This window comes from Leptospira congkakensis (assembly GCF_004770265.1).
GTDB lineage: Bacteria > Spirochaetota > Leptospiria > Leptospirales > Leptospiraceae > Leptospira_A > Leptospira_A congkakensis.
This window is the reverse complement of the sequence record NZ_RQGQ01000014.1, coordinates 1-22131: the sequence shown is the minus strand read 5'-3', so window position 1 is coordinate 22131 and position 22131 is coordinate 1. Positions and strand designations below refer to the sequence as shown.

Annotated in this window: 22 protein-coding genes and 1 pseudogene; 13 read left to right on the top strand and 10 right to left on the bottom strand. The window is 39.6% G+C overall.

All coding sequences use genetic code 11. From position 1 onward, the window contains the following. Positions 1-28: 28 nt before the first annotated feature. Positions 29-331 carry a hypothetical protein gene (locus tag EHQ70_RS09220; protein ID WP_135585694.1) on the top strand — a complete coding sequence of 101 codons (303 nt, stop codon included), beginning with the start codon at positions 29-31 and terminating at the stop codon, positions 329-331. An 11-nt stretch (positions 332-342) separates the two neighbouring features. Here the strand turns inward: EHQ70_RS09220 and EHQ70_RS09215 are convergent, their stop codons facing one another. Continuing rightward, positions 343-621 (bottom strand): TIGR04454 family lipoprotein, encoded by a 279-nt coding sequence (locus EHQ70_RS09215; protein WP_002975661.1) that lies wholly within the window; start codon positions 619-621, stop codon positions 343-345. A gap of 65 nt (positions 622-686) precedes the next feature. Here EHQ70_RS09215 and EHQ70_RS09210 point away from each other — a divergent pair, with 65 nt between their 5' ends. From EHQ70_RS09210 to EHQ70_RS09195, 4 genes are all read left to right on the top strand, one after another. After that, positions 687-1031 (top strand): VOC family protein, encoded by a 345-nt coding sequence (locus EHQ70_RS09210; protein ID WP_135585692.1) that lies wholly within the window; start codon positions 687-689, stop codon positions 1029-1031. A gap of 69 nt (positions 1032-1100) precedes the next feature. Next, positions 1101-3161 (top strand): methyl-accepting chemotaxis protein, encoded by a 2061-nt coding sequence (locus EHQ70_RS09205; RefSeq protein ID WP_135585690.1) that lies wholly within the window; start codon positions 1101-1103, stop codon positions 3159-3161. Between the two features lie 353 nt (positions 3162-3514). Beyond that, complete coding sequence (locus tag EHQ70_RS09200; RefSeq protein ID WP_135585688.1) at positions 3515-5293, top strand: M61 family metallopeptidase; 1779 nt, start codon at positions 3515-3517, stop codon at positions 5291-5293. Beyond that, complete coding sequence (locus EHQ70_RS09195; RefSeq protein WP_135585686.1) at positions 5294-6253, top strand: magnesium transporter CorA family protein; 960 nt, start codon at positions 5294-5296, stop codon at positions 6251-6253. A 2-nt stretch (positions 6254-6255) separates the two neighbouring features. Here the strand turns inward: EHQ70_RS09195 and EHQ70_RS09190 are convergent, their stop codons facing one another. From EHQ70_RS09190 to efp, 5 genes are read right to left on the bottom strand one after another with little or no spacing between them, the layout of a single operon-like run. Continuing rightward, complete coding sequence (locus EHQ70_RS09190; RefSeq protein WP_244288277.1) at positions 6256-8046, bottom strand: hypothetical protein; 1791 nt, start codon at positions 8044-8046, stop codon at positions 6256-6258. Between the two features lie 33 nt (positions 8047-8079). Continuing rightward, the gene (locus EHQ70_RS09185; RefSeq protein ID WP_135585682.1) at positions 8080-8817 is read right to left on the bottom strand and encodes an SDR family NAD(P)-dependent oxidoreductase; all 738 of its coding nucleotides are present in this window, start codon (positions 8815-8817) and stop codon (positions 8080-8082) included. A gap of 5 nt (positions 8818-8822) precedes the next feature. Then, on the bottom strand, positions 8823-9551 hold the full coding sequence (locus EHQ70_RS09180) for an SDR family oxidoreductase (protein WP_135585680.1): 729 nt from the start codon (positions 9549-9551) through the stop codon (positions 8823-8825). Then, positions 9548-10168, bottom strand: coding sequence for a methylthioribulose 1-phosphate dehydratase (gene mtnB / locus EHQ70_RS09175; protein ID WP_135585678.1), 621 nt, complete (start codon positions 10166-10168; stop codon positions 9548-9550). Before mtnB ends, EHQ70_RS09180 begins: the two co-directional genes overlap by 4 nt. Before the next feature lie 2 nt (positions 10169-10170). Next, complete coding sequence (gene efp, locus EHQ70_RS09170) at positions 10171-10737, bottom strand: elongation factor P (protein WP_135585676.1); 567 nt, start codon at positions 10735-10737, stop codon at positions 10171-10173. A gap of 67 nt (positions 10738-10804) precedes the next feature. On the opposite strand from efp, the gene EHQ70_RS09165 reads away from it, so the two are divergent. From EHQ70_RS09165 to EHQ70_RS18635, 5 genes and pseudogenes are all read left to right on the top strand, one after another. Further along, positions 10805-11869 carry a KamA family radical SAM protein gene (locus EHQ70_RS09165; RefSeq protein WP_135585674.1) on the top strand — a complete coding sequence of 355 codons (1065 nt, stop codon included), beginning with the start codon at positions 10805-10807 and terminating at the stop codon, positions 11867-11869. Next, complete coding sequence (locus EHQ70_RS09160; protein WP_135585672.1) at positions 11853-12407, top strand: hypothetical protein; 555 nt, start codon at positions 11853-11855, stop codon at positions 12405-12407. Before EHQ70_RS09165 ends, EHQ70_RS09160 begins: the two co-directional genes overlap by 17 nt. A gap of 89 nt (positions 12408-12496) precedes the next feature. Then, a complete protein-coding gene (locus tag EHQ70_RS09155) occupies positions 12497-12703 on the top strand; it encodes a hypothetical protein (RefSeq protein ID WP_100791940.1) in 207 nt (68 codons plus the stop codon). Positions 12704-12706: 3 nt separating this feature from the next. Next, positions 12707-13492 carry a hypothetical protein gene (locus tag EHQ70_RS09150; RefSeq protein ID WP_135585670.1) on the top strand — a complete coding sequence of 262 codons (786 nt, stop codon included), beginning with the start codon at positions 12707-12709 and terminating at the stop codon, positions 13490-13492. Between the two features lie 574 nt (positions 13493-14066). Further along, positions 14067-14135, top strand: a pseudogene (locus EHQ70_RS18635) (antitoxin); the annotation flags it as partial. A 72-nt stretch (positions 14136-14207) separates the two neighbouring features. On the opposite strand, the gene msrB reads toward EHQ70_RS18635, so the two are convergent. Then, a complete protein-coding gene (msrB, locus tag EHQ70_RS09140; RefSeq protein ID WP_135585668.1) occupies positions 14208-14750 on the bottom strand; it encodes a peptide-methionine (R)-S-oxide reductase MsrB in 543 nt (180 codons plus the stop codon). A gap of 68 nt (positions 14751-14818) precedes the next feature. On the opposite strand from msrB, the gene EHQ70_RS09135 reads away from it, so the two are divergent. Together EHQ70_RS09135 and EHQ70_RS09130 are read left to right on the top strand one after the other, a co-directional pair. After that, entirely contained in the window at positions 14819-16489 is a 1671-nt protein-coding gene (locus EHQ70_RS09135; RefSeq protein ID WP_135585667.1) for a hybrid sensor histidine kinase/response regulator, read from the top strand. Positions 16490-16539: 50 nt separating this feature from the next. Next, positions 16540-18114, top strand: a complete 1575-nt coding sequence (locus EHQ70_RS09130) for a DEAD/DEAH box helicase (protein WP_135585665.1) — start codon at positions 16540-16542, stop codon at positions 18112-18114. Here the strand turns inward: EHQ70_RS09130 and EHQ70_RS09125 are convergent. From EHQ70_RS09125 to EHQ70_RS09115, 3 genes are read right to left on the bottom strand one after another with little or no spacing between them, the layout of a single operon-like run. Further along, on the bottom strand, positions 18093-19163 hold the full coding sequence (locus EHQ70_RS09125) for an SAM-dependent methyltransferase (protein WP_135585663.1): 1071 nt from the start codon (positions 19161-19163) through the stop codon (positions 18093-18095). The two genes, EHQ70_RS09130 and EHQ70_RS09125, sit on opposite strands and share 22 nt — an antisense overlap. 19 nt (positions 19164-19182) lie before the next feature. Next, entirely contained in the window at positions 19183-20004 is an 822-nt protein-coding gene (locus EHQ70_RS09120; RefSeq protein WP_135585661.1) for a DUF1295 domain-containing protein, read from the bottom strand. Between the two features lie 39 nt (positions 20005-20043). Continuing rightward, positions 20044-20853 carry an SDR family NAD(P)-dependent oxidoreductase gene (locus EHQ70_RS09115; protein WP_135585659.1) on the bottom strand — a complete coding sequence of 270 codons (810 nt, stop codon included), beginning with the start codon at positions 20851-20853 and terminating at the stop codon, positions 20044-20046. Positions 20854-20945: 92 nt separating this feature from the next. On the opposite strand from EHQ70_RS09115, the gene EHQ70_RS09110 reads away from it, so the two are divergent. Further along, positions 20946-21968 (top strand): zinc-dependent alcohol dehydrogenase family protein, encoded by a 1023-nt coding sequence (locus tag EHQ70_RS09110; protein WP_135585657.1) that lies wholly within the window; start codon positions 20946-20948, stop codon positions 21966-21968. The last annotated feature ends 163 nt before the right edge of the window (positions 21969-22131 follow it).

The following is a 22131-nucleotide window of genomic DNA, read 5'->3' as shown; positions in this document are numbered from 1 at the left end:
CGCAAAGAAATCCCGATAGTTTTATTGAATGAAACTAACTTTGATTTTGGGAGTATTTCTGTTTTTTGGATTTGTGCTTACGGCCGATCCAACAGAAGAAATTTCCAAACCTTTACTCCGTGTTTTTCCGGCCTTCCGACCAGAAGAATGTGAAGACTGGGCAATTCGACCTTTTATTTGCAAACAATGTTTACGAGAAGGAAAACGGTATGCTCAGGAGATTCGTTTTTTTGAAGATGGGCCCTATCGGACTCATGGATGTTACAAGGAACCAGGGGGGTTTGAAAGTTTAGAAGAGGGTTCAAAAACCGGGAATGCGAACTCCCGGTAGGATTTGTAGAATTATTTTTTTACACAACCCATAATGCCAGCGAAACCTGGAGCATTTTTCAAACAGTTTGGATCAAATTTTCCTTCCATACACTGATCGATCATTTTTTGTTTACCTTGTTGCAATCCTGCGAGAACTGGTGCTGCTGCTGGATTCTTTTTAGCTTCTTCTTCAATTTGCGTGAATGTGCTAGCGAGAGCCGACTCACACTCTTCTTGGGTATACACTTTGGATTTACAATTAGCCAAGAAAAGCCCGAGAGCGAGCGCCAGAATGAGGGATTTTTTCATGAAAAACTCCGATACATAGATTTCATGATAACTTCTTTTTTATAAAGGGATTTGAAAAGAAAAAAATGATCCACCACATTGCCATCGGTACGCCGAACCCTTCCAATTTAGCAGAGTTTTATCTCCAGATTCCTGGTGCTAAAAAAATCCAAGAATTCCATTATCCATCGGGGGTTTTGCGTTCCGTTTGGATACAGTTTGAACAAGTCATTCTTATGTTAGAAGAAGGGGAAAAAAAGTCCCCTCGTGCACTTGTTTTTGCTATGGATGAAAAAGAAAAATCGAAATGGATTCAGTTTCTGAGCCAAATCAAAATCCAGAACAAAACAGATTATACAGCTTACTTTTTAGATACCGACGAAAATCTATTAGGCCTTAGCCAATACCCAGAAAAACTCTCCATCTTATAGGAAATGAGTTGAGGAATCAACGGAAGCTCCTTATGGTAACAATTCACTTAGGAAAGAATGTCCAATAGAATGAACATCAAACAGAAGTTAGCCATAGGTACATCAGTCATTACGCTTTTTTCATTAGGAGTTATACTTACCCTTATCTCTTATGTCATATACAAAAATGCAAAAGAAAATGCATTAGAAAACATCTCTGTTTTAGCTGATAAAATTTCTTTAGATGTTGCAGATTATCTTTCTGGACCTTTAAACGAAGCCTACCTTCTCAAACAAATTTTACAGGAACCAAATTTATTAGATAGGGATCGGGTTTTTAAAATTCTAAATGTGATGACGGCTTCCAATGAATCCATTTTGGGAACCTATGTTGTATTTGAACCCAATTCTTTTGACGGAAAAGACTCTAACTATCGTAATGCGAATTTTCACGATGGGACTGGTAGGTTCATCCCCTATTCTGTAAAATCCAATGGGAAAATCATTATCGAACCTGTTGTTGGTTTTGATCTCCCCGAATCTGATTTTTACCAACTACCCAAAAAAAACAAAAAAGTCGAACTCATTCCTCCCTTTGATTATAAAGTGGATGGGAAAGAAGTGACCATGATTTCTCTTGTATATCCCATTTTCCGTAACCAAAATTTTGTGGGAATTGCAGGTGCCGACCTTTCCCTAGAAACCATTCGAACCTATCTTCAAAATTTAAAAATTTTGGAAGGAACAGTAAAAATTACTCTCGTGGCAAGTAACGGGTATGTGCTTTTTAATGGACTGAGTCCTGAAACCAAAGACGTACATTGGGTAGACAAAGATGATCTTTATATCAATTTAGCAATGTCTTCCAACCAAAGGCAGATTTATTCGGATTCCGACTACTTCCATGTTAGTTTGCCCATCCAACTTGTAGAAAACACAGCACCTTGGACACTGCGAGTTTCATATCCACAAGGAAAAATTACAAACGAAATCCAGTTTATATTTTGGATTGCACTAGGGCTTGGAATTACAGGAATTTTATTCTCTACATTAGCCAATGTTATTATCTTTCGTAAACTTGTAGATAGTAGGCTTCAAAGATTGATTGCATTTACTAAAGATGCAGCCAGTGGGAATCTTTCCAAAGAAATCAGCGACAATCAGAAAGATGAAATTGGAAATCTAGTAGAAGCTGTAGTAGCAATGATTGAAAGCATTCGCCATATCTTAAGTGTTGCCCAAACCTCTGGGTTCGAACTAACGGAAAGTTCTAAATTTATGGAAAACACCATCATCGAACTTTCTGATTTAGCACAAAGCCAAGCCGCTTCTTCGGAAGAAGCAAGTGCTACTGTAGAAGAACTAAATGCTTCTTCCGAAACCATCAATGCCAATGTGGTGCAAGCAGTGGACAATTCTAAATCCATTCATCATTCACTGCAATCAATTCAATCACTGGTAAAAAATATCACAACAGAAGTAGAATCTTTTGGACAAATTGCCGTCCTTGCCAATCAAAAAGCAGAAGAAGGAAGGACTATGGCGGGACTCACTTCCAAGGCCATTGAGGAAATCCAAGAGAAGTCACTTGCCATTACCGAATTTTCTGAGGTAATTTCAAACATATCAGAAAAAACAAGCTTACTTGCGTTAAATGCAGCTATCGAAGCGGCACGTGCGGGCGAATCGGGTCGTGGATTTGCCGTGGTGGCGGAAGAAATTTCTAAACTTGCTTCCCAAGCAGCGGAGTCTGTTTCGCAGATCAATACCCTATCAGAAGAGGCTTTGGAATCCATTCAAAATGGAGGCTCACAAGTAACAAAACTCATTGATCTTTTACGTGAGATCATTAGAGAAGTTTCCGTTATTTTTGAAAAGGCCAGAGAAATTGTTCCCCTCATCCAGGATCAAAAAACGAAAACGGATAAAATCTATGGAGAAATCGAAGAAATCACATCTCTTGTGGAATCCATCCAACAATCCACAGAAGAACAAAAAAGAGCTACATTTGAACTTTCCAACATGACGATTAACATTTCCAATGGTTCTCAAATTCTTTCGGAACAATCGGAGACGATGTCTGCAAACTCTCTTCGCATGACAGGAATTAGTTCCAAAATTTCGGAAGTTTTGTTAAAATTCAATCTTTAGGAATTAGGATTCCTAGGTTCATTCTGATTCTGTCTTTTCCTCTTATCTTGAATGGGAAAAGGATCGTTTGAAAATAGAAAAAGCTTCCAAGGAATCTTTCCAAGCGACTGCATAAGCCCGAAGGAGACCACCCGTTCGGAACTTGGAAAGACCGTGTCTGGTCGGTTTTGCAACAAAGCCCAGGCGTTATTGCCCAGCCACCTCGCGAGTCAAAAATCTTTTGTTGTAGTAACTACTATCCAAATGACCACCTCCTTTGCTTATACCTTAGCTATGCCTTTTCTAGTACTATAGAGAAATAACGTCAAGAAAACATTTGATCAAAACTAAAAATAAAAGAAGATAGGGTTACGATGGCAAAAGAACCACAGGAAAAAACCATAAACGAAGCGGACCAGTCTAACTCCCTTCAGCTGGATTTTGAAGTCTCCATTTTTGATCTCTTCAAACACTACTTTCAGGTAAAACTTCGTGTCCGATCCGACCAATCGGAGATGGTCTTCTGTTTGCCTAGTTGGACTCCTGGTTCCTATATGATTCGGGACTATGCCACTCACCTGCATCAATTTGAAGTCAAAAACTCTAAAACGGGAGAGCCAGTTTCTTGGGAGATGATTGACCTTCATCGTTGGAAAATCAAAAACATTCCTCCTGAATTTGAAATCTCTTATATCATTTACGCCTTTGAAGACTTCACGGTTAGAACCAATTATTTAGAAACAGAGTTTGGTTTCATTAACCCTCCTGCTTTATTTTTATATCCAGAAGGAAAACTAAACCAACCTTCCACAGTGCAGTTTCAAGTTTCAAAATATTTCCCTTATGTATATTCCAGTTTGACTCGTAGCACCGAAAATCCCGAAATCTTTTACGCCACTCATTTTGATGAGTTGTTTGACTCACCTTTCCATTTGAGTAAACAAAATTCTGTATTTTTTATAGCCGGAGAAACCAAACACGAGTTACTGATTGAAGGGGATGTGACTTTTGATTTCAAAACCAAACTTGCAGAAGACTTAAAACGAATTACGGAAACCCAAATCGAATGGATGATGGAGAGCCCAAATCCCTATTATTTATTTGTTCTCAATTTGAGTTTACCTGCTTACGGGGGATTAGAACACAAAGCCTCCAGCATTAATTATTTTAATCCAGAACTTATTTCTGATGAAGAAGAATACAAAAGACTTTTAGAACTTTTATCTCACGAGTACTTTCATCTCTGGAATATCAAACGGATCCGACCCATTGCTCTTGGCCCCTTTGATTACCAAAAACCAAACCTAACTCGGGAATTGTGGATTGCAGAAGGTTTTACAAGTTTTTACGATGTATATTTTCTCTATCATTCAGGATTTCTTTCCAAAGAAGAATACCTATCCAAACTCCAATCGGACATTTTTTCTTTAGAAGATAATGAAGCCGACTCTTGGATGAGTTTAGAAGAATCATCCTTTACCGCCTGGACAAAATACTACAAACGAAACGGGAATAGCCATAACATCACGGTTTCTTATTATACTAAGGGAGGAGTTCTCGCCCTCTGTATGAACCTATTTTTGTTAAAAGAATCAAAAGAGAAAAAAACCATTCGCCATGTTTTTCATAAACTGAACGAAGTTTTTGTGAAAACTAAAGGGCGAGGATTCACCAAACAAGAGTTTTTTGATACAGTAAAAGATGTAACGGGTGTGGATCTAAAAACAGAATTTAATGATTATTTAGAAAAACCAAAACCGATCCCTGTGGATTACTATTTAGATATGATTGGGATCCAAAGAATTCAATCAGATTTGGTTGGGGACACAGGATTCAAAACAAAAGAAAAATCTGGGAATCTTTACATTCAAAAATTACTCCACAAAAAAGATACAGAATCTTTTGATTTGATGTTAGACGATGAAATCCTAGCAATCAATGGCAAACGAGGAACAACTAACATTTTACAAAAATTAGAAAAAAACCTTTTGCCAGGGGAAAAATTTCACATCATCCTTTCCCGAGCCGGAAAAATCAAAGAAACTATGATCACAGCATCTGGATTTTATAAAACTAGAAAATTTGTGATCGCAGAGGACACAACCGATGACAGAAAAGAACTCAGAGAATTTTTCTTAAGGAATATTGTGTAAATGCCAGCTCTTTTCAACTATATACTCACACCTTCCAGTAAAGATGAGGTTCTTTTGGACAGGCCTCTACCCCTCTCGCATAGACATCCGAAACATTGGATTCATATCACTGCAGAAAATGAGGAAAAACTCACCTTCCTTTTCCAAAAACATGATATCCACCAACTGACAATTGAAGATATTTTAAACCCAACGAGTCGGATCAAACTTGAGATCTTTCCCAATTATATATTTTTTGTTTTTCGTGGGTTCCATTTTGAAAGAAACCAACTCACACAAAAGAATTTTAACTTCATCTTAACTCCCAACCAAATCATTTCTTTAACACTTGATTATCGAGATAGTATTGGTGACCTCATTGACCAATGGAAAGTGAACAATAAAATTTTAGCCCGTGGTTATGAATTTATTGTTCATAAAATTTTAGATATTGAAACGGACCACACACTTGTGATCACACAAAAGATTGAAGAAAGGATCGAACATTTCGAAGATCAAATTTTTGGGAATTCAAAATCCTTAGACATCAGCAACGTTTATAGTTTACGGGCAAGTCTCCTTTCCATCAAAAAAGGAATGTTACAAAACAAAGAAGTGTTAGAAGATTTGGAAAAAATTAAAAACAGTTTTTTTAGTGATGAGGCAGATGCTTTTTTCCGAGATGTTCGAGACCATTCCCTTCGCATTCTGGAACTTGTGGACAGCAATATCGAATCCATATCCTCAGCTCTCGAAGCACATATTGCAATCTCCACTCGTAAAACAAATGAAATCATGAAGATACTCACCATCATGACTGCCATTATGTTGCCGATGTCTCTTGTGGCAGGGATCTATGGAATGAACTTCCGGCATATGCCCACATTAGAATGGGAATATGGGTTCATCACAGCTCTTGGAGCGATGGGATTTTTAGGGATTTTGATGTTACTTTACTTTAGAATCAAACGTTGGTATTAAATTTATATCAGACTACGAATTTGCACAAGGACTTCTTTGTCTTCATCAGGAGGTTCAATTTCTCCTCTTGTCCATTGGTTGAACAATTCTTTCAAACGTTTATTCAAAGATTCAAATTCTGGTGAATTGGGAAATAAAATGACTGAATTCGATTTCACCGTTTTACCAGTTGTGGATATAAAAGCAAAGTCAGGGATCATTTTTTCTAAAGTTTCCGCAGAGAATGCAGGATAGTTAGAACCTAACCAATCCACTGACGGTAAACAATTTTTCTGAAAGTAGGCATCGCTGAGAGCAGAAGTGAGAGCCCTTTTCAGTTGTTGTTTTTTTTCTTTTTCAAACCTTTCCTCTCTTTCTCTTAATTTCTTTTTAAAGAAATTTTCCCTACGTTTTTGGTATAAAAACTGGCGATCCATCTGCGAATAGGTAAGGATTGATTTTGCCTTCGCATAACCAGAGTTTACGATCGGCGACACTCCTAAATAATAAAAAAGTTTATAAAACCAAGGAATATAATTAAAATAAACAGTTTGTAGATTTTTGCCATAGGTTTTTACAAACTCATCATCTTTGAATAGAGGTTTTAATTCTTTTTCATTTAATTCAATGATCGCTTTTAGGTACAAAATATGTTCCGTAGTGAATCGGTAGTTTTGAAAAATTAGATTATTGATATCTTTGATATTACTTTGGTTGTTATTCACAAAAACGGCAATTTTGGAATCTTGGTCATGCCATTCTGCCGAAAGAACTTTTGGGTTTTTTCGAAGTAGATCAATGATGATGGTATCGTGTTCGTTATCCTTTTCCAAATTGATTCGAAGGAGTCTAGAATCAAAGTCGAATTGGCTATCCAACATCTTCATATATACTTTGAGGAGACGGTCTACTTCCCGTTTTTTTTCAACCTCTGCATATTTGGCCGCCATCTCCGCCACTTTCTTTAGGTTGTGAACTAAAGGATAAAATCCATTTTCCTTTAAGGTTTCTTTAAACCCATACAACATTTCAATTTTGGAACGAATGAGATCAATTTCGCTGGGTTCAGAATTTCCAGTGACTGGTGCAGATGCATGAATCCTGTCAAAAGCCAATCGAATTTCTGTATCAAATGCCTTTGCCAAAGGTTCCACTTTGGTCATCAAATATTCATTTGCAATATGTAGAAAGTTAGCAGCTTCCGTCTCTGGAATGGAATAAAAACCGACATGGGGAAGAACAATAATTCTAGGATCTGCTTCCAATTCATCAATGATAAGGCCACGAGAACGTTTCAACATCTCAGCTGACGGCTGTAAGGGGAACTGTTTTGGTTCCAACATCCGATCCAGTTCATCACCAGATCCTTTTTCTTCTTTATAATCGATATCTGCAAGTTTGTTTAAAACATTACGCCAAGTATCTTCCGTTAAAATACGTTTGGCCTGGATGTATTGGAACAAATGTTCTGTAGACCTTGCGATGAGTAATTTATATGGTTCTTCTAAAGGCATTCCTCCTGGAAGTCCCACAATAAAATTAACAAACCTCAATTCACCTACATCGGCCTCAAATTTGATTTCAAAAAGTTGGGTAGTAAGACCATAATCAATGAGTTGCCATAACGCATCTAATGCTGTTTCGCGATCCATTTTTAGTTTTTCAAAATTAGAATCTGTCGGTCGAAACAAATGTCCCGCTTCTATATTTTCACGAGAACTTTGGATCTCTACTGTCTTCATGATAGACAAGGCTTCTTTTTGTAAGATGATCCCTGATGACCTTCCCAATGTTTCTTTGGTGGTCAGTTGCAAAAAATGATCGTGCGGAGGTGATATTCTCATATGTTAAATGGCTGTAAGTCCGCCGTCGACAGTCCAATTGGATCCAGAAATATAACCAGATTCTTTTTGAAGGAGGAAATTTACCACACGAGCAATTTCGGAAGGCTCGGCAATTCTCCTAACAGGCGTTTTATCAATGATTTTTGTTTTATGATCTGAAACTTGGTCTTCCTGGATTCCCATTTTTGTATCCACATAACCAGGACTTAAGGCATTGGCGGTGATTCCAAACTTACCCCATTCATCAGCTATCGAACGAATAAATCCAACTAACCCATGTTTGGAGGAAGAATATGCCACCGAATTGGCAGAACCAACAATGGACAAAGAAGATGCGATAGCCACAATCCTTCCAAAATTCTGTTTTTGAAAAATAGGCAAAAGGATTTTAGACAAAAGGAATAAACTACCTAAATTGATTCGGAAAATATTTTCCCATTCTTCGATGGATACGTCCGTGATGGGATGATAAGGCCCACCGAATCCAGCGTTGTGCACAAGACCATAGATATCACCAGCGTCCGAACTTTCTTGGATGATTTTGGAAAGGCTCCTTTCCACCACAAAAGGGGTTTCGGCTAAATCCACTTCGCGGTAGGTCTCTTGGAGGATGGGGGATGTGGGCCGGACCTTGTCCAGATTCCAAACAGAAAACCCCGCAAGGACCAGGGTTCGTACGATTTCTCGTCCAATCCCTCCACTGCCACCGGTCACGAGTACAATCGATTCCTTAAATTCCATGGGAACTATAAGATTCCTTTTCTTGGGGTAATGGATAAGTCATCTACAAAGACGGATTTCGGCAAGTGGGAAATACTCCACAAATACTCGGAAATGTCCGAAATAGAAACCATATCATTCTTGTCAAACTGCGGTCTTGTGTCCCAAATCTCTGTGGCAACAGCCCCAAGGCTCACATGAACCACCTTAGTCCCGAAGGGTTTCCACTCTTCCCTAAGTGCCCGTGCAATTCCAAGAACTGCATGTTTTGAAGCACAATAGGCAACTGATTCTGGAAATCCTTGTTTTCCCGCAGTCGATCCTAAAAAAACAAAAGTCGTGTTTTGAAACAAAGGCAAATGGGAAACAAAAGCCTTCGCCAGTAAAATAAGAGCATGGACATTGAGTTGGAAATGAGAGGAAAGTTCGTCGGCTTGTAAATCAGCAATTGGTCCGAACACTCCATCCCCAAGAGCAAAATAAACAATAAGGTCCTTTTCCTTTAAGGAGTCAGCATTTGTCTGGGATCCATATTTGGATACAAGTGATGTCTCAAAAGTTTTTAAGTCTTCCAGGTTTGTGGCATCAAAAACAAAAGTTGCATTTTCTTCTTTAGAGAAAGAATCAAGAGGAAGTTTTCCTTTTCTAGAGAATCCAAAAACGGATACAGTTTTGTCTTCTAAAAATCGATTGTGAAGCCCTTGGCCAATTCCGGAACCAATTCCAAAAATATACGCATGGGCACCTTCTTTCATATCCGTCTTGCCATCACTTGCAAAAGAAAATGAACCGCTTCCAAATGTTTGTTGGCTTCCGCCACAGATTTTCCCCAAACCGTTGGGCCATGGCCTTCAATGAGTAAAAAAGGAACTTGTGGGATTCCTTTTGTTTCCATGTAACGTTTGATTTCCGAAGCAATGGTCGGAACATGAGTGTGGTTATAAAAAACAGGAAATTTTAGATTTGGTTTTTCATCCCAAATTCCAAAGGCTTTGATGATTTCAATCGGTGGGAGAGGAATGTCTCGAAAACCCTCTTCCTTTCCAATTCCAAATTCTAAAAGATTAGAATCCAATGTATGGACATGGAGGGCAGCACCCGCGTCGGCAATTTGAGAATACACCACCTGATGGATGCTAGTTTCTGCAGAGGGTTTGAGACCTGCCGCGGCAGATACTAGTGAACCGTCTTCTACAGAAACCGAAACAAAGTCTTTATCGGTTAGTTCTCCCTTATGTTTTCCGGAAGCTGTGATCCAAAACCTATCTCCATCGCGAGCGGAGAGATTTCCAGCAGTGGCATACATCCACTGCCTTTCATAATAGGTATGGGAAAGTTTAGTCAGTTCCGTTAGGGAAGGGTGAGGGTCCAAATCTATTTATTCACGCGCTCCACGTAAGTCAAATCTCGGAGGTCAATTTTTACAGTGTCCCCTTGTTTGATAAAGATAGGAACTTGGACTTCTCCACCGGTTTCTACAGTCACTCGTTTGAGAGCAAGACCGGTAGTGTCTCCTTTCAATCCATCCTCTGCATAGGTCACTTCCAGAATAGCAAAGTTAGGAGGAGTCACCCCAATTGGTTTTTCATTGTAAAACGAAACTTCCACTGGAGTTTCTTCTTTCATAAAAGGAAGGATGTCTTCCACATAATCTTTCGAAACAGGGATTTGTTCGTAATCGTTGACATCCATAAAAATGATTTGGTCACCGTCAGCGTAACAATATTGCATTTTACGACGTTCTAAATCTACACTTTCTAATTTTTCAGCCGCTTTGAAGGTTCTTTCAATGGAAGAATCGCGAACAATATTTTTTAATTTGGTACGGATGAATGCTGAACCCTTTCCTGGGTTCACAAACTCTGTTTTGACGACGGAATAAAGCTCGTTCTCGATCTTGAGGATCATTCCTTTTTTTACTTCTGTAATGCCTAAGTTCATAATTTCGTTACTCGTAAACAAAATCCGAGGGACTTGGCCATGTGTCAACCGAAGTATGGTCTAAGCGATGACCTGGTCGGATTGGAAATGGCAGTTACAAAACCGAATCACTACTTTGGCTGATTTGGAAGAAAAAATAACTCTTACCGAAGAAGAGAGGGCGAGTTTTGCACCTGCACTAGAAGAATTTAGTTTTGCCGTCACTCCTTACTATTTGGAACGAGTGGAGAAAGGAAATCCGAACTGTCCCATCCGCAAACAAATCCTTCCCAGAGCTGGCGAACTGAAAAAAAATCCCAATGAAGTGGAAGACCCACTGGCGGAAGAAAGGCATATGCCTGTCAAAGGGGTGACCCATCGTTATCCCGACCGTGCCATTTGGTACATTTCTCATGTATGCGCCGTGTATTGCCGGTTTTGCACAAGGAAACGAAAGGTATCCGATCCAGAAGAAACTCCCAATCGCACAGAATGGGAAAAGGCTCTGGAATACTTTCGCACCCATACGGAATTGCGGGAAGTCATTTTGTCCGGCGGTGACCCACTCACTCTCGCTGATTCCTCACTGGATTATCTTTTAGGGGAATTAAAATCCATCCCTCATCTCAACCAAGTGCGGATTCATACACGCCATCCTGTGACTATGCCTATGCGATTCACGGAATCTTTAAATGAAGTTTTTGCTAAATATTTTCCACTGTATATGGTCACTCATTTCAATCATCCAAATGAAATTACGGATGAAACTAAAATGTATGTTATGCGAATGATCAAAACGGGCCATGTCTCTATTTTTAACCAATCCGTTTTACTTTCTGGAATCAATGATGATGACAAAGTTTTGGCAGAACTGAATTACAAACTAATTTCCATTGGGATCAAACCCTATTACCTCCACCAATGTGATGAAGTATTTGGAAGTTCTGATTTTGTTGTTCCCATCGAACGTGGGATTGAAATCTATCGAAAACTTCGCGGCTATCATTCGGGAATCACAATCCCTAGTTACGTAAAAGACCTTACCGGTGGTGGTGGGAAGGTTCTTCTCTCCCCTGACTATTTTCAAAAGAAAACAGAAGGTGGGTATCTCTTCCAAAATTATTTAGGAGATGAATATGAAGTGGGCCATTAGAGTTTTTTTTGTTTTTTTGATTTCTCTTTTAACGTTTTGCCAATCAGTGAAGGGAAATATAACGAAGGAAACTAAAGATACATCGTTTCCAATCTCAAAGCCGGAACCAAAAAAATCAAACCTAACAAAGGAACTACGGCTTACCTACCATGCGGTTTGGGTTGCAAAAGAAAATTTTGAACTCCTAAAATCTGGATCCATTTTTGGAACAGGAAATAGTTATGAAATTCAGTTGGATGCAGACAGGAAAATCCAGTGGATGCGGCTATCCTCCACAGACAGAGAAAACCAATCTCGGTTTCCTTATTTCTACCAGGACGAAGTGCAAAATCCCGATGTATCCTACTTTGTTTGGGGGAATAAAAAATGCAGTGTCCTTGTGTTCTCTCTCCCCGATTCCAGACTCTACGCTCGTTGGGAGGGAATCCACAATGGATTTTTGCTGGTTTTTGAGACCATCACTCCAAACTCCCTTAGTTCGAAAGACCTGGCCAAAGACCTCCACCAAGTGGTTCTCCAATCTTTGGATCTGTACTAGCCTCCTCGAGATTTCTAACAAAGCCTGATTTTTTAGAAAAAAAGATTAGGCAAATAGGGAGTGGCCGTTAGGCTTTGAGGAGAAATTCTATGTGGTTAAAACTCGGTGAATCGGAAGTTATCAATTTGGATTACATTGCCTCCATCAAAAAAAATCCCAACCAACCTTCCATTGAAATCATTTACCAAGATCTCAATAACGTAAAATCCCTTCCTTTCCCTGGTAATGAAGAACGCGACCGCGCCTTCAAAGCCATTTTAGAAAATTTATCCCGAATGAAATTATACTTTGAATGAACTATGGAATTTGAAGCACTAAACCCGAATCTCTATGCACAAGTTTTGGATGAATTAGAAATCATCCCTTCGACGAAACCGTACCAAATTCTCTTTTATGGATCAAGGGAACGTGGTGATTTTCACCTCGAGTCCGATCTTAATTTTTATTTGGTAGCACATTCGACTGACCAAATGAAGTCGCAGTTCATTGACTCCATTTCTCGCGCCTTACAAAAGTTAGAGGACGTAGCTCCAGTGAATATGATTGCTGGGGATGCAGATTCGCTCCGCCACCGCCTCAAAATTTCCGAACCAGGAAGTGTGCAACTGATGGAAGCCTCTTCTGTATTTTTTGGGGAAGGTCTTTTTGAAGATTTAAAAACCGATTGGGAAAAGTGGAAACAAAGAGAAATTCCAAAATCTGATCTCATCGCTTACTTAGAAAAACGAATTCGTTTTTTCAAACAACAAGTCACTCGAAATATCAAAGACGAAATTTCCCAATTGGAAAGGATCACAACTCTGACTCTTCACATTTGGGCTCTGCAAAATATCCATGATCTAACTCATATTGAGCTTTTGAAAATGGATACTCCTGACCAGCTGACTCCTCTTTTCACCAACCTTTACCGAAAGGAAATGGAAGATTCTGTATTGGAACTTTTGGAATTACAAACCCGTGTTCGCAAACTAAAAGTGGACGTACGCTGGAAACGCGAAGTTTCTAGGGAAGACATCCACGAAACCAAATACAAACTCATTTCTCTTCGTAACGACGAAGAGTTTATGATGAATCTTTGGGCATAAAACCCCCAAAGATTTAGCAATACATCAAACTTCTTATACCTTTCCGCAAATACCAAAAAAATTAGCGATCAACTATTTTTTGTTAGTCGTAACGGCCAAAACATTATTTCTTAATAAATTTGATATGATCATCAGGTTCCCACACAAAAAAGTCTTAGAAAAACTTGTTCACCTTATTTTGATATTATTCTTAGTTTCAAACTGCATTAAAACAGAAAAAGAAGCATGTTTCCATGACATCGAACGCGAAGATGGACCAAGTGCTTATGAGTGCGCGGTACTACCAATTTACCTTCAACCTCCGACCAATGACCCAACTTTTACTGAAGAGAAAAAGAAACAGCTAATCGACCAAAACAATATAATTTCAAATCTATGCGAAAAGTACATTCAATCGCAAAAATGCAAATCTAAACCAAATTATCAATTTACTATTAGATCTTGAATCCTAATCATAATAATTAATATTGATAATTATGCTTGGGTTGTTCCAGCAATTGAAAACGAAACTTCGTTCTTTCTCAAAACTGCATACCCTTCAAGAAAACACACTAAAATATATTTTCCAGAGGTAATCCCATATCAAACTCTAGTTTCAAGTATTTTGCATCAATATGTTACTGGAAAACTTAAAGAACAGTAAGTTTTGGCTAACATAACTATATGTCATATAATCGCGGCGGGAACAACTTCTTACCACTGCGCTTCCCCGATCCTAGTCCTTCTCCGCTTCCGTAAACTCCGATAGAAAAATCGCATATCCTCTTTCTTTCAGTTTGTCTTTAGGGATAAATTCCATGGATGCAGAATTCGTACAGTAACGTTTGTTTGTTGGCAATGGCCCATCATCGAACACATGTCCCAAATGGGAATTTGCTTTTTTAGATCGTACTTCCGTGCGAATCATTCCATAAGAATTGTCAACGATCTCTACCACATTTTCTTTCACGAGAGGTTTTGTAAAACTAGGCCATCCTGTGCCCGATTCAAATTTATCTTTGGAACTAAAAAGTGCTTCTTTCGAAACAATGTCTACGTAGATTCCCGGCTTATGATTGTCCCAATATTCATTTTGAAAAGGTGGTTCTGTTTCGTCTTCTTGGGTGACACGATACTGGAGATCCGTAAGTTTTTTTCGTAACTCAAGGTTCTCTGGTTTCTGTGCCGAAGGGGATCCAGACTTAGAACAGGTTATGGATAGAAATAGAAAAAAAACAAAAGAGAGAGAAACCGAGATCAAAATTGTAATTCTTTTCATAGGATTTAGACTAGGAAAAAGAAAATTTTGCTTTCCATGAACAGGGAATCCATTCGTCTAAAAATCGTATGTTGGTTGCCCCAATCCCACAGAATGAGACGGCCCGTCTTGCTGCTTTAAAAAGCTTAGAGATCCTCGACACTCCTGAAGAAGAAATGTTCGATGAAGTTACTAGACTTGCTTCTATGATTTGTAACGCTCCCATCTCGCTTGTGAGCTTAATCGATGAAACTAGGCAATGGTTCAAATCCCACCATGGACTTATCGCGCGAGAAACCCCAAGGTCTCTTGCCTTTTGTTCGCACGCCATTTTAGGGGATGAACTTTTTTTAGTACCCAATGCCAAAGAAGATACAAGGTTCCAAAACAACCCTCTCGTCACAGAAGCTCCCAACGTTATTTTCTATGCAGGGATTCCACTTGCCTTGGATGACCAAATCAAACTGGGAACCCTTTGTGTGATCGATAACAAACCAAGGGAACTTAATTCAGACCAAATCCAAATGCTCCAGCTTCTTGGCAAACAAACGGTTCGATTGTTACAAATGCGACAAGCAACAGAACGATTGGAGATTGAAAAACTCTCTGCGGAAAGAGCTACTGCAGCAAAAAGAGATTTTATCGCAGCCATTAGCCACGACATTCGGAATCCTTTAAATTCCTTACTCGGTATGTCGGAGATGATCCGTGAAACCGAATTACATCCAACTGTTGTTGGTTATGTGGACCATATCAAAAACGCAGGAGAAGTCATTTTGCATTTAGTGAACGATACCATCGAACTATCTAGGCTCGAAGAAAATGCAAGTGTACTTAAAAATGAATGGTTTGAACTTTATCAATGTTTGAATATCCTAGATTCTTTTTTTACAACAGAAACAAAACGTAAAAATATAGAATTTAAACTAAACAACTCAATAGATAAAAATATATATCTACATTCCGACAAAAGAAAAATCGAAAAAGTATTTTGGAATTTAACTGCGAATGCTGTGAAGTTTACCAATTCTGGCAATGTCACTTGTTCAGTTCATCTAGAGAAAAAAAAAGGGCAAGAAGCCATTTTACATATAGAACTCAAAGACACAGGTCCAGGCATTTCTCCTGAAGTAAAAGATAAACTCTTTCAAAAATACAATCACTTTGTTCCCGAAGGTTGTAGGATCTCAGGATCTGGACTTGGACTTTCGATTGTCAAACTCTCATTGGAAGAAATGGGAGGGGAAGTCGAGGTAGAATCAAAGTTAGGTGAAGGATCGACATTCAAAGTCAAAATCCCGATTCTTTGGAAATTAGAAGAAATCCGATCCTTTGACAAAAATGGTAAACTTTCACAAGAATCGAATTTGCCAAATTTTTCCAAAACACAGAGAGTTCTGATTGCCGATGACAATGATCTCAATCGAAAAGTTCTAAAAAGTTATTTAAAACCCTTACGTTTTGAAATTATTGAAACGAGTAATGGGATCGATACAGAAAAAACTTTAAACAGTTCTTCCTTTGATATCGCCTTTTTGGACATTGAGATGCCAGGGAAACATGGGACGGAAATTGCAAAAGGATTGGTTGGAAAACCCAATAAACCAGCACTTTTCGCCTGCACGGGGCTTTGTATGCCGGAGGAAAAAAACTACATTCTAACCTCTGGATTTGATTATTTTATGCCCAAACCCTACTTAAAGGAGGAACTTTACCTCCACCTGAAGGAAATTGCTGCGAAGATACCCAGGACCATCTAGGTATTTTTACCTTTCTTTTTTAGGCCATTTTTTTATTGTATCCTATTTCCATGACTAAGAATGACACCGAAGTTGGAAATGACTTCCAATCCTTCGGATTACGTCCTGAAATACTACAAGGAATCACTGAAGCAGGCTTCGAATCACCAAGCCCTATCCAAAAACAAGCGATTCCGCTCGTATTGGAAGGAAAAGATTTAATCGCACAAGCGCAGACCGGAACCGGAAAAACTGCAGCTTACGGACTCCCCTGTTTGAACCGAATCCAAGTGAATGATGGCATGCAAGTGCTTGTCCTCACTCCGACTCGTGAACTTGCTCTGCAAGTATCTGATGAATTGTTTAAATTGGGAAAACATTTAGGAATCAAAACCACTACTATTTACGGTGGAAGTTCCTATTCTAAACAAATCACACAAGTGGCCAAAGGTGCCCAAGTTGCTGTTGCAACTCCAGGAAGACTTCTCGACCTATTGAAAGGAAAGGAACTTAAAAATTTCAAACCTTCAATGGTAATTTTGGATGAAGCAGATGAAATGCTCGATATGGGCTTTATGGATGATATTGAATCCATCTTTAATCTACTGCCAACCAAAAGACAAACTTTACTTTTCTCCGCAACCATGCCGGAGCCTATTAAAAAGTTGGCAAGTAAGTACCAAACGCACCCCGCTCATGTAAAAATTGCAGCAACAGAAAAATCTTCTAAGAACATCGAACAAGTGTACTACGTGATTGATGAAGCTGAACGAGAAATTTCTGTAGTTCGAATTTTGGATTATGAAAACCCTTATAAGGCAATCATTTTCACAAAAACGAAAAAAGAAGCAGATGATTTAAAAGCAACCCTTGGTTTCAAAGGATATCCTGTAGAAGCTCTTCACGGAGATCTAAACCAAAAACAAAGAGAACAAGTTTTAAAAAGCCTACACGATGGCCGCGTTAAAATCCTAGTAGCAACAGACGTTGCCGCACGTGGTCTTGACGTAAAAGATTTGTCTCTTGTGATCAACTACCACCTTCCATTTGATAGCGAAAGTTATACACATAGAATTGGTCGTACAGGTCGTGCTGGAAAATCAGGAAAGGCTGTGACTCTTGTAACCACAAGAGAATCTCGTGCTCTTCTAAGATTAAAAGGTACTTCTGGAACCAATCTTACGATTGCTGCCCTTCCTACAAAAAAGGAAGTACTCGCCCGAAGAGAAGAAGACTTCCTAAACAAAGTAGTGGAAACTGAAGTCCATGCGGATGCAGAAGAAGTTTTAGAAAAACTTTTGAAGTTAGACGACAAACGTTCTGTGGCTTTGAAACTACTTTCCAATATGTTGGATAAAACCAAAATCAGCGGCCCTGAAAAAATCGGGAAAACACCTGGGGAATGGAGTGAAACTCCTCCTAGTGGTGGATCCGGAAGAAGACGTCGGGATGATGGTGGTGGTTCAGGCGGCGGTCGCGGTGGATACCGTGGCGGTTCTAGATCCGGTGGAGAAAGAAGCGAACGGGGAGAACGTAGTGACCGAGGTGGGGATTCTCGCCGTAGTAGCGCACCCTCTTCTAAAAAAGAAGGTGGCGTTTACGTAAAGGCTGCTGGGAAAAAAACTCAGCGTTTTCGAAACAAGTAGTGGCTGACAAACCACTCTTCACCGTTTCGGTAACCCCATAACTCTGCACAGGCGAGAAAGAAAACTTTCCAATAAACAAACCATTTGGTTTTTTCTTTTTCGCCGTAAGTACTCGCAAGGATAGGCAATAGTTTATCCTTGTTTTCTATCATATTGTCATACCAGGCTTCGCTTGTTCTCGCATAATGAGTTCCATTCACCACCCAATGATTTTCGATTAAAAAATCTTTTTGGAAGTATAAAAACAAATCATCCGAAGGCATCTGCCCACCGGTAAAAAAATACTTTGCCATCCAGTCCGTTTCATCAATGACTTCAAAAGGATAAGCAAATTCTTTATGGGTGAAGATATGGACAAAAAACTTTCCATCGGTCACAAGAAACTTAGATAACTTCTCAAAAAGTTTTTCGTAGTTTTTCATATGTTCTAACATCTCGACAGAAACAATTCGATCAAACTTGTCTTTGGTCGTAAAATCGTTCATGTCTTTTGTGATGATGGTTAGGTTTTTTAAACCCCGCTCTTTAGCGCGTTTGTCGATGAATTCTTTTTGTGTGCGAGAATTGGAAACACCTGTGACCTTACATTTGGGAAATTTTTCGGCAATGTAAAGAGAGATACTCCCCCAACCACATCCCAAATCCAAAACCTTCATTCCATTTTGAATCTCTGCCCGTTCGACAGTAATCCTTAACATATCTTCTTCGGATTCAGCAAAACTTGTATCTAAACTTTGCCAATACCCAGAAGAATACTTCATACTCGGGCCCATCACATAAGTAAAAAAATCACTAGGGACCTCGTAGTGTTGTTCGTTGGCAGCGGCAGTGTGTACAGCAATCGGTGATTTTTTTAACTCATTCACGTAATTGATTTTGTGTTGGAGCCCAGCCGTAACATTTTCTTTTCTTTCTTGGCGAATCCGAAGTTTCAAAAGTTGTCGGATCCGAAACCGGATCAACCAATCAGGAAAAATATCCTTTTCTAAAAGTGAGTTGATACTAAAAGAAGAACCCTCTTCTTTCTTTGTAGAATCCGTAAAATTCATGTTTTATTTTTATCCTTTCTTATTTTTGTTTAGGAAACCAAGGGAAAAATGCGTTTGTGGTGCGCATATATTCGCGAAAAACATCTCCCTTAGATTGAAGAGAATATTTTTCTGCAAAAGGAACACCCGATACAAATCGCAACAATACAAACATAAACACAGGTGTGAGCAGTGATATCATTGCTTCTGGTACAGAAAGAATTGGAATGATCCCAATCCCTACCCAAATCACCCATTCAAAAAAATAATTGGGGTGTCTTGTAAACTTCCAAAGACCTAAATCACAGACCTTTCCTTTATTTTTGGGATCGGCAACAAACTTGTGAAGGTCACGATCAGCAATCGTTTCCCCAATCACACCAACCACAAACAAACTCCATCCCAGAAGAACCATTAAATATCCGTTAGGCCCAAACATCCCTGAGTTAGGAAATAATTTCCACTGAGCGGCAAAATAAAACGGAAAAGAAAAGAAAAGTGCCAGAAATCCTTGCAAAAGAAACACATTCGTAAACATCTTTTGGTGGACTTTGTTACCGTAATCCTTTCGAAATCCGGCATAACGTTTGTCTTCGGGATGGTTTGTACGGATGCGAGTGAAGTAAAGAAACCCTGATAAACGAAAAGCCCAGATCCAAACAGGGACAAGCACCGCCCATTTTGCAAACACTGACCCCTTCCCAAAGGAAACAAGGACAGTCGCAATCCCGGCAATGACGAGTCCCCAACCCACATCAATGACTGCATAGTTGTCTCTCGACTTTCCCCAAAACCACATAAGGCTCATAAAAACAAATGTAAATATAACAGCCGCTAGATATGAAAATAATAAATTTTCCAAAGGATAGATCCTCTCCCTATACCTTGGTTTAGACAGGGTTCAGTGTGATTTGAAGTCCTCGTAAAGTTTTTTATAAAGAATTTTTTCTAAAAACTTAGGAGAGAAAAAACGCATCCATTCCAAAAATTTTCCGGACAAATTGAATGTCACAAGCCTTGCTTCTTTGTCCTTCGCCACAGACATCAAAACATGGGCCACTTCTTTTGCTGTCTTTCGTTTTCCTTTGGCGGGAGCTTCCGATAAATTTCCCCCATCGGCATCAAGACCCGAGGTTCGGAGCGCCGTGTCCGTATACGGAACACAAACAAGAGAAACACCAAGACCATCCTCTAAAGTTTCGATCCGAAGGGATTCGAGAGCTGCATGTAGAGCTGACTTGGATGCTGAGTATGCAGCCCGACCCGGCACACCATAGAGAGCAGAAACCGTCGAAGTGGTAACAATATTTCCTTTGGCGGCAAAAAGGAGAGGCAAAAGCACACGAATGAATTGGATAGGACCAAAAAAATTAGTGGCAAAGGTTTTGCGATACACATCCATTGAAAGAGAATCAAACCGACCATGGGCAGTAATCCCTGCGTTATTAAACAATACATCGATTTTAGAAATTTTCTTTTCGATCCACTCCGCAGCATCCAAAACTGAAGTAGGATCAGAAAGGTCACAAGCAACTCGGTGAATGACTACCCCCTCGTGTTTGTTTTTGAGTTCTGCAATTTCTGCAGCTCGTCTTGCCACAAGAACCAATTCACAAGGATACATGGCCAATTCTTCATACAATGCCAGACCAATTCCGCTCGATGCTCCAGTGATCACTACCACCCTATCGTTCCAAAAATCTTTTTTCATAACGACCTTATCCTGTTATTCCCACTCGACAAAGGATAAGGAGGCAGGAGGATCTGACGAGTGAATTTTGATTCTAAATCGAACGAGGGAATATGTTAAACAAAGTATGGGAAATTCAAGGATCTTTTGGACTAGAGAACCTAAAACAATCAACAAGAGATCTTTCCGAATCACTTGCTCCCAAAGAAGTTCTCGTTCGCCTAACAGCGACTTCACTGAATTATCGTGATTATTTAATGGTGATTGGGACTTACAATCCTAGACAAAAACTCCCACTCATCCCTTGTTCTGATGGAGCCGGTGTTGTGGAAGCCGTGGGATCAGACGTCACTCTTTGGAAAAAAGGAGACCGTGTCCTTCCTATTTTCGCCCAAAAATGGATGGATGGAGCACCCAATATGGACAACCTTCGCTCCACTCTCGGCGGGCCACATGACGGCTGTTTAGCGAATTTTGGAAAATTTCAAGAAGAAGGACTTGTATCCACTCCAAGCCACCTAACAGACAAAGAAGCTGCCACTTTGGGATGTGCCGGCCTTACCGCTTACAATGCCGTTGTGAATTTTGGTGGGATTGGGCCTGGATCCGATGTCCTTTGTTTAGGAACTGGTGGAGTCTCCTTATTTGCCCTACAATTTGCAAAGATGATGGGAGCCCGAGTCATCGTTACCTCTTCCAGTGATGAAAAACTGGAGCGTGCCAAAACCCTTGGGGCGGATGCAACCATCAACTATTCCACAAAAACCAATTGGGAACGTGATGTTCGAAAAGCAACGAAAATGGCAGGAGCCGACCTCATCATCGAAGTGGGAGGAGCTGGAACCATGCAAAAGTCTATGATGAGTGTAAAACCTTACGGAACCATCGCTCTCATTGGTGTCCTTGCCGGTGGAGAATCCAGTCTTTCCCTTTACCCCATTCTTATGCAAGGGGTCAAAGTCCAAGGAGTGATAGTCGGTAGCCGCGCCGATTTTGAAAAAATGAACAGAGCCATCGAACAAAACAAAATGAAACCAGTCGTGGACAAAGTGTTCGGTTGGGACGAAGTTCCCGAAGCACTACAGTATTTACAAACAGGGAAACATTTTGGGAAAGTGGTCGTGAGTTGGGAATAAGAAGAAAACTAATTTTTTTGGGCGCCTCGCCATTGTTATCCGAAAAAAGATCTCATTGGCTGAAGCGACCGCGCTTTACGCTCCAATCTGGTATTCCCCGTTTATTTCGGACAATAAATTAAGCACATCGCTTTTCATATAACTTTCTAAATACAATAGGAGA

What these genes read in the sequence shown, in the direction of transcription:
- EHQ70_RS09220 (WP_135585694.1), top strand. Translation starts at nt 29, where the DNA reads ATGAAACTAACTTTGATTTTGGGAGTATTTCTGTTTTTTGGATTTGTG.
- EHQ70_RS09215 (WP_002975661.1), bottom strand. Translation starts at nt 621, where the DNA reads ATGAAAAAATCCCTCATTCTGGCGCTCGCTCTCGGGCTTTTCTTGGCT.
- EHQ70_RS09210 (WP_135585692.1), top strand. Translation starts at nt 687, where the DNA reads ATGATCCACCACATTGCCATCGGTACGCCGAACCCTTCCAATTTAGCA.
- EHQ70_RS09205 (WP_135585690.1), top strand. Translation starts at nt 1,101, where the DNA reads ATGAACATCAAACAGAAGTTAGCCATAGGTACATCAGTCATTACGCTT.
- EHQ70_RS09200 (WP_135585688.1), top strand. Translation starts at nt 3,515, where the DNA reads ATGGCAAAAGAACCACAGGAAAAAACCATAAACGAAGCGGACCAGTCT.
- EHQ70_RS09195 (WP_135585686.1), top strand. Translation starts at nt 5,294, where the DNA reads ATGCCAGCTCTTTTCAACTATATACTCACACCTTCCAGTAAAGATGAG.
- EHQ70_RS09185 (WP_135585682.1), bottom strand. Translation starts at nt 8,817, where the DNA reads ATGGAATTTAAGGAATCGATTGTACTCGTGACCGGTGGCAGTGGAGGG.
- EHQ70_RS09180 (WP_135585680.1), bottom strand. Translation starts at nt 9,551, where the DNA reads ATGAAAGAAGGTGCCCATGCGTATATTTTTGGAATTGGTTCCGGAATT.
- efp (WP_135585676.1), bottom strand. Translation starts at nt 10,737, where the DNA reads ATGAACTTAGGCATTACAGAAGTAAAAAAAGGAATGATCCTCAAGATC.
- EHQ70_RS09165 (WP_135585674.1), top strand. Translation starts at nt 10,805, where the DNA reads ATGACCTGGTCGGATTGGAAATGGCAGTTACAAAACCGAATCACTACT.
- EHQ70_RS09160 (WP_135585672.1), top strand. Translation starts at nt 11,853, where the DNA reads ATGAAGTGGGCCATTAGAGTTTTTTTTGTTTTTTTGATTTCTCTTTTA.
- EHQ70_RS09155 (WP_100791940.1), top strand. Translation starts at nt 12,497, where the DNA reads ATGTGGTTAAAACTCGGTGAATCGGAAGTTATCAATTTGGATTACATT.
- EHQ70_RS09150 (WP_135585670.1), top strand. Translation starts at nt 12,707, where the DNA reads ATGGAATTTGAAGCACTAAACCCGAATCTCTATGCACAAGTTTTGGAT.
- msrB (WP_135585668.1), bottom strand. Translation starts at nt 14,750, where the DNA reads ATGAAAAGAATTACAATTTTGATCTCGGTTTCTCTCTCTTTTGTTTTT.
- EHQ70_RS09135 (WP_135585667.1), top strand. Translation starts at nt 14,819, where the DNA reads ATGTTGGTTGCCCCAATCCCACAGAATGAGACGGCCCGTCTTGCTGCT.
- EHQ70_RS09130 (WP_135585665.1), top strand. Translation starts at nt 16,540, where the DNA reads ATGACTAAGAATGACACCGAAGTTGGAAATGACTTCCAATCCTTCGGA.
- EHQ70_RS09125 (WP_135585663.1), bottom strand. Translation starts at nt 19,163, where the DNA reads ATGAATTTTACGGATTCTACAAAGAAAGAAGAGGGTTCTTCTTTTAGT.
- EHQ70_RS09115 (WP_135585659.1), bottom strand. Translation starts at nt 20,853, where the DNA reads ATGAAAAAAGATTTTTGGAACGATAGGGTGGTAGTGATCACTGGAGCA.
- EHQ70_RS09110 (WP_135585657.1), top strand. Translation starts at nt 20,946, where the DNA reads ATGTTAAACAAAGTATGGGAAATTCAAGGATCTTTTGGACTAGAGAAC.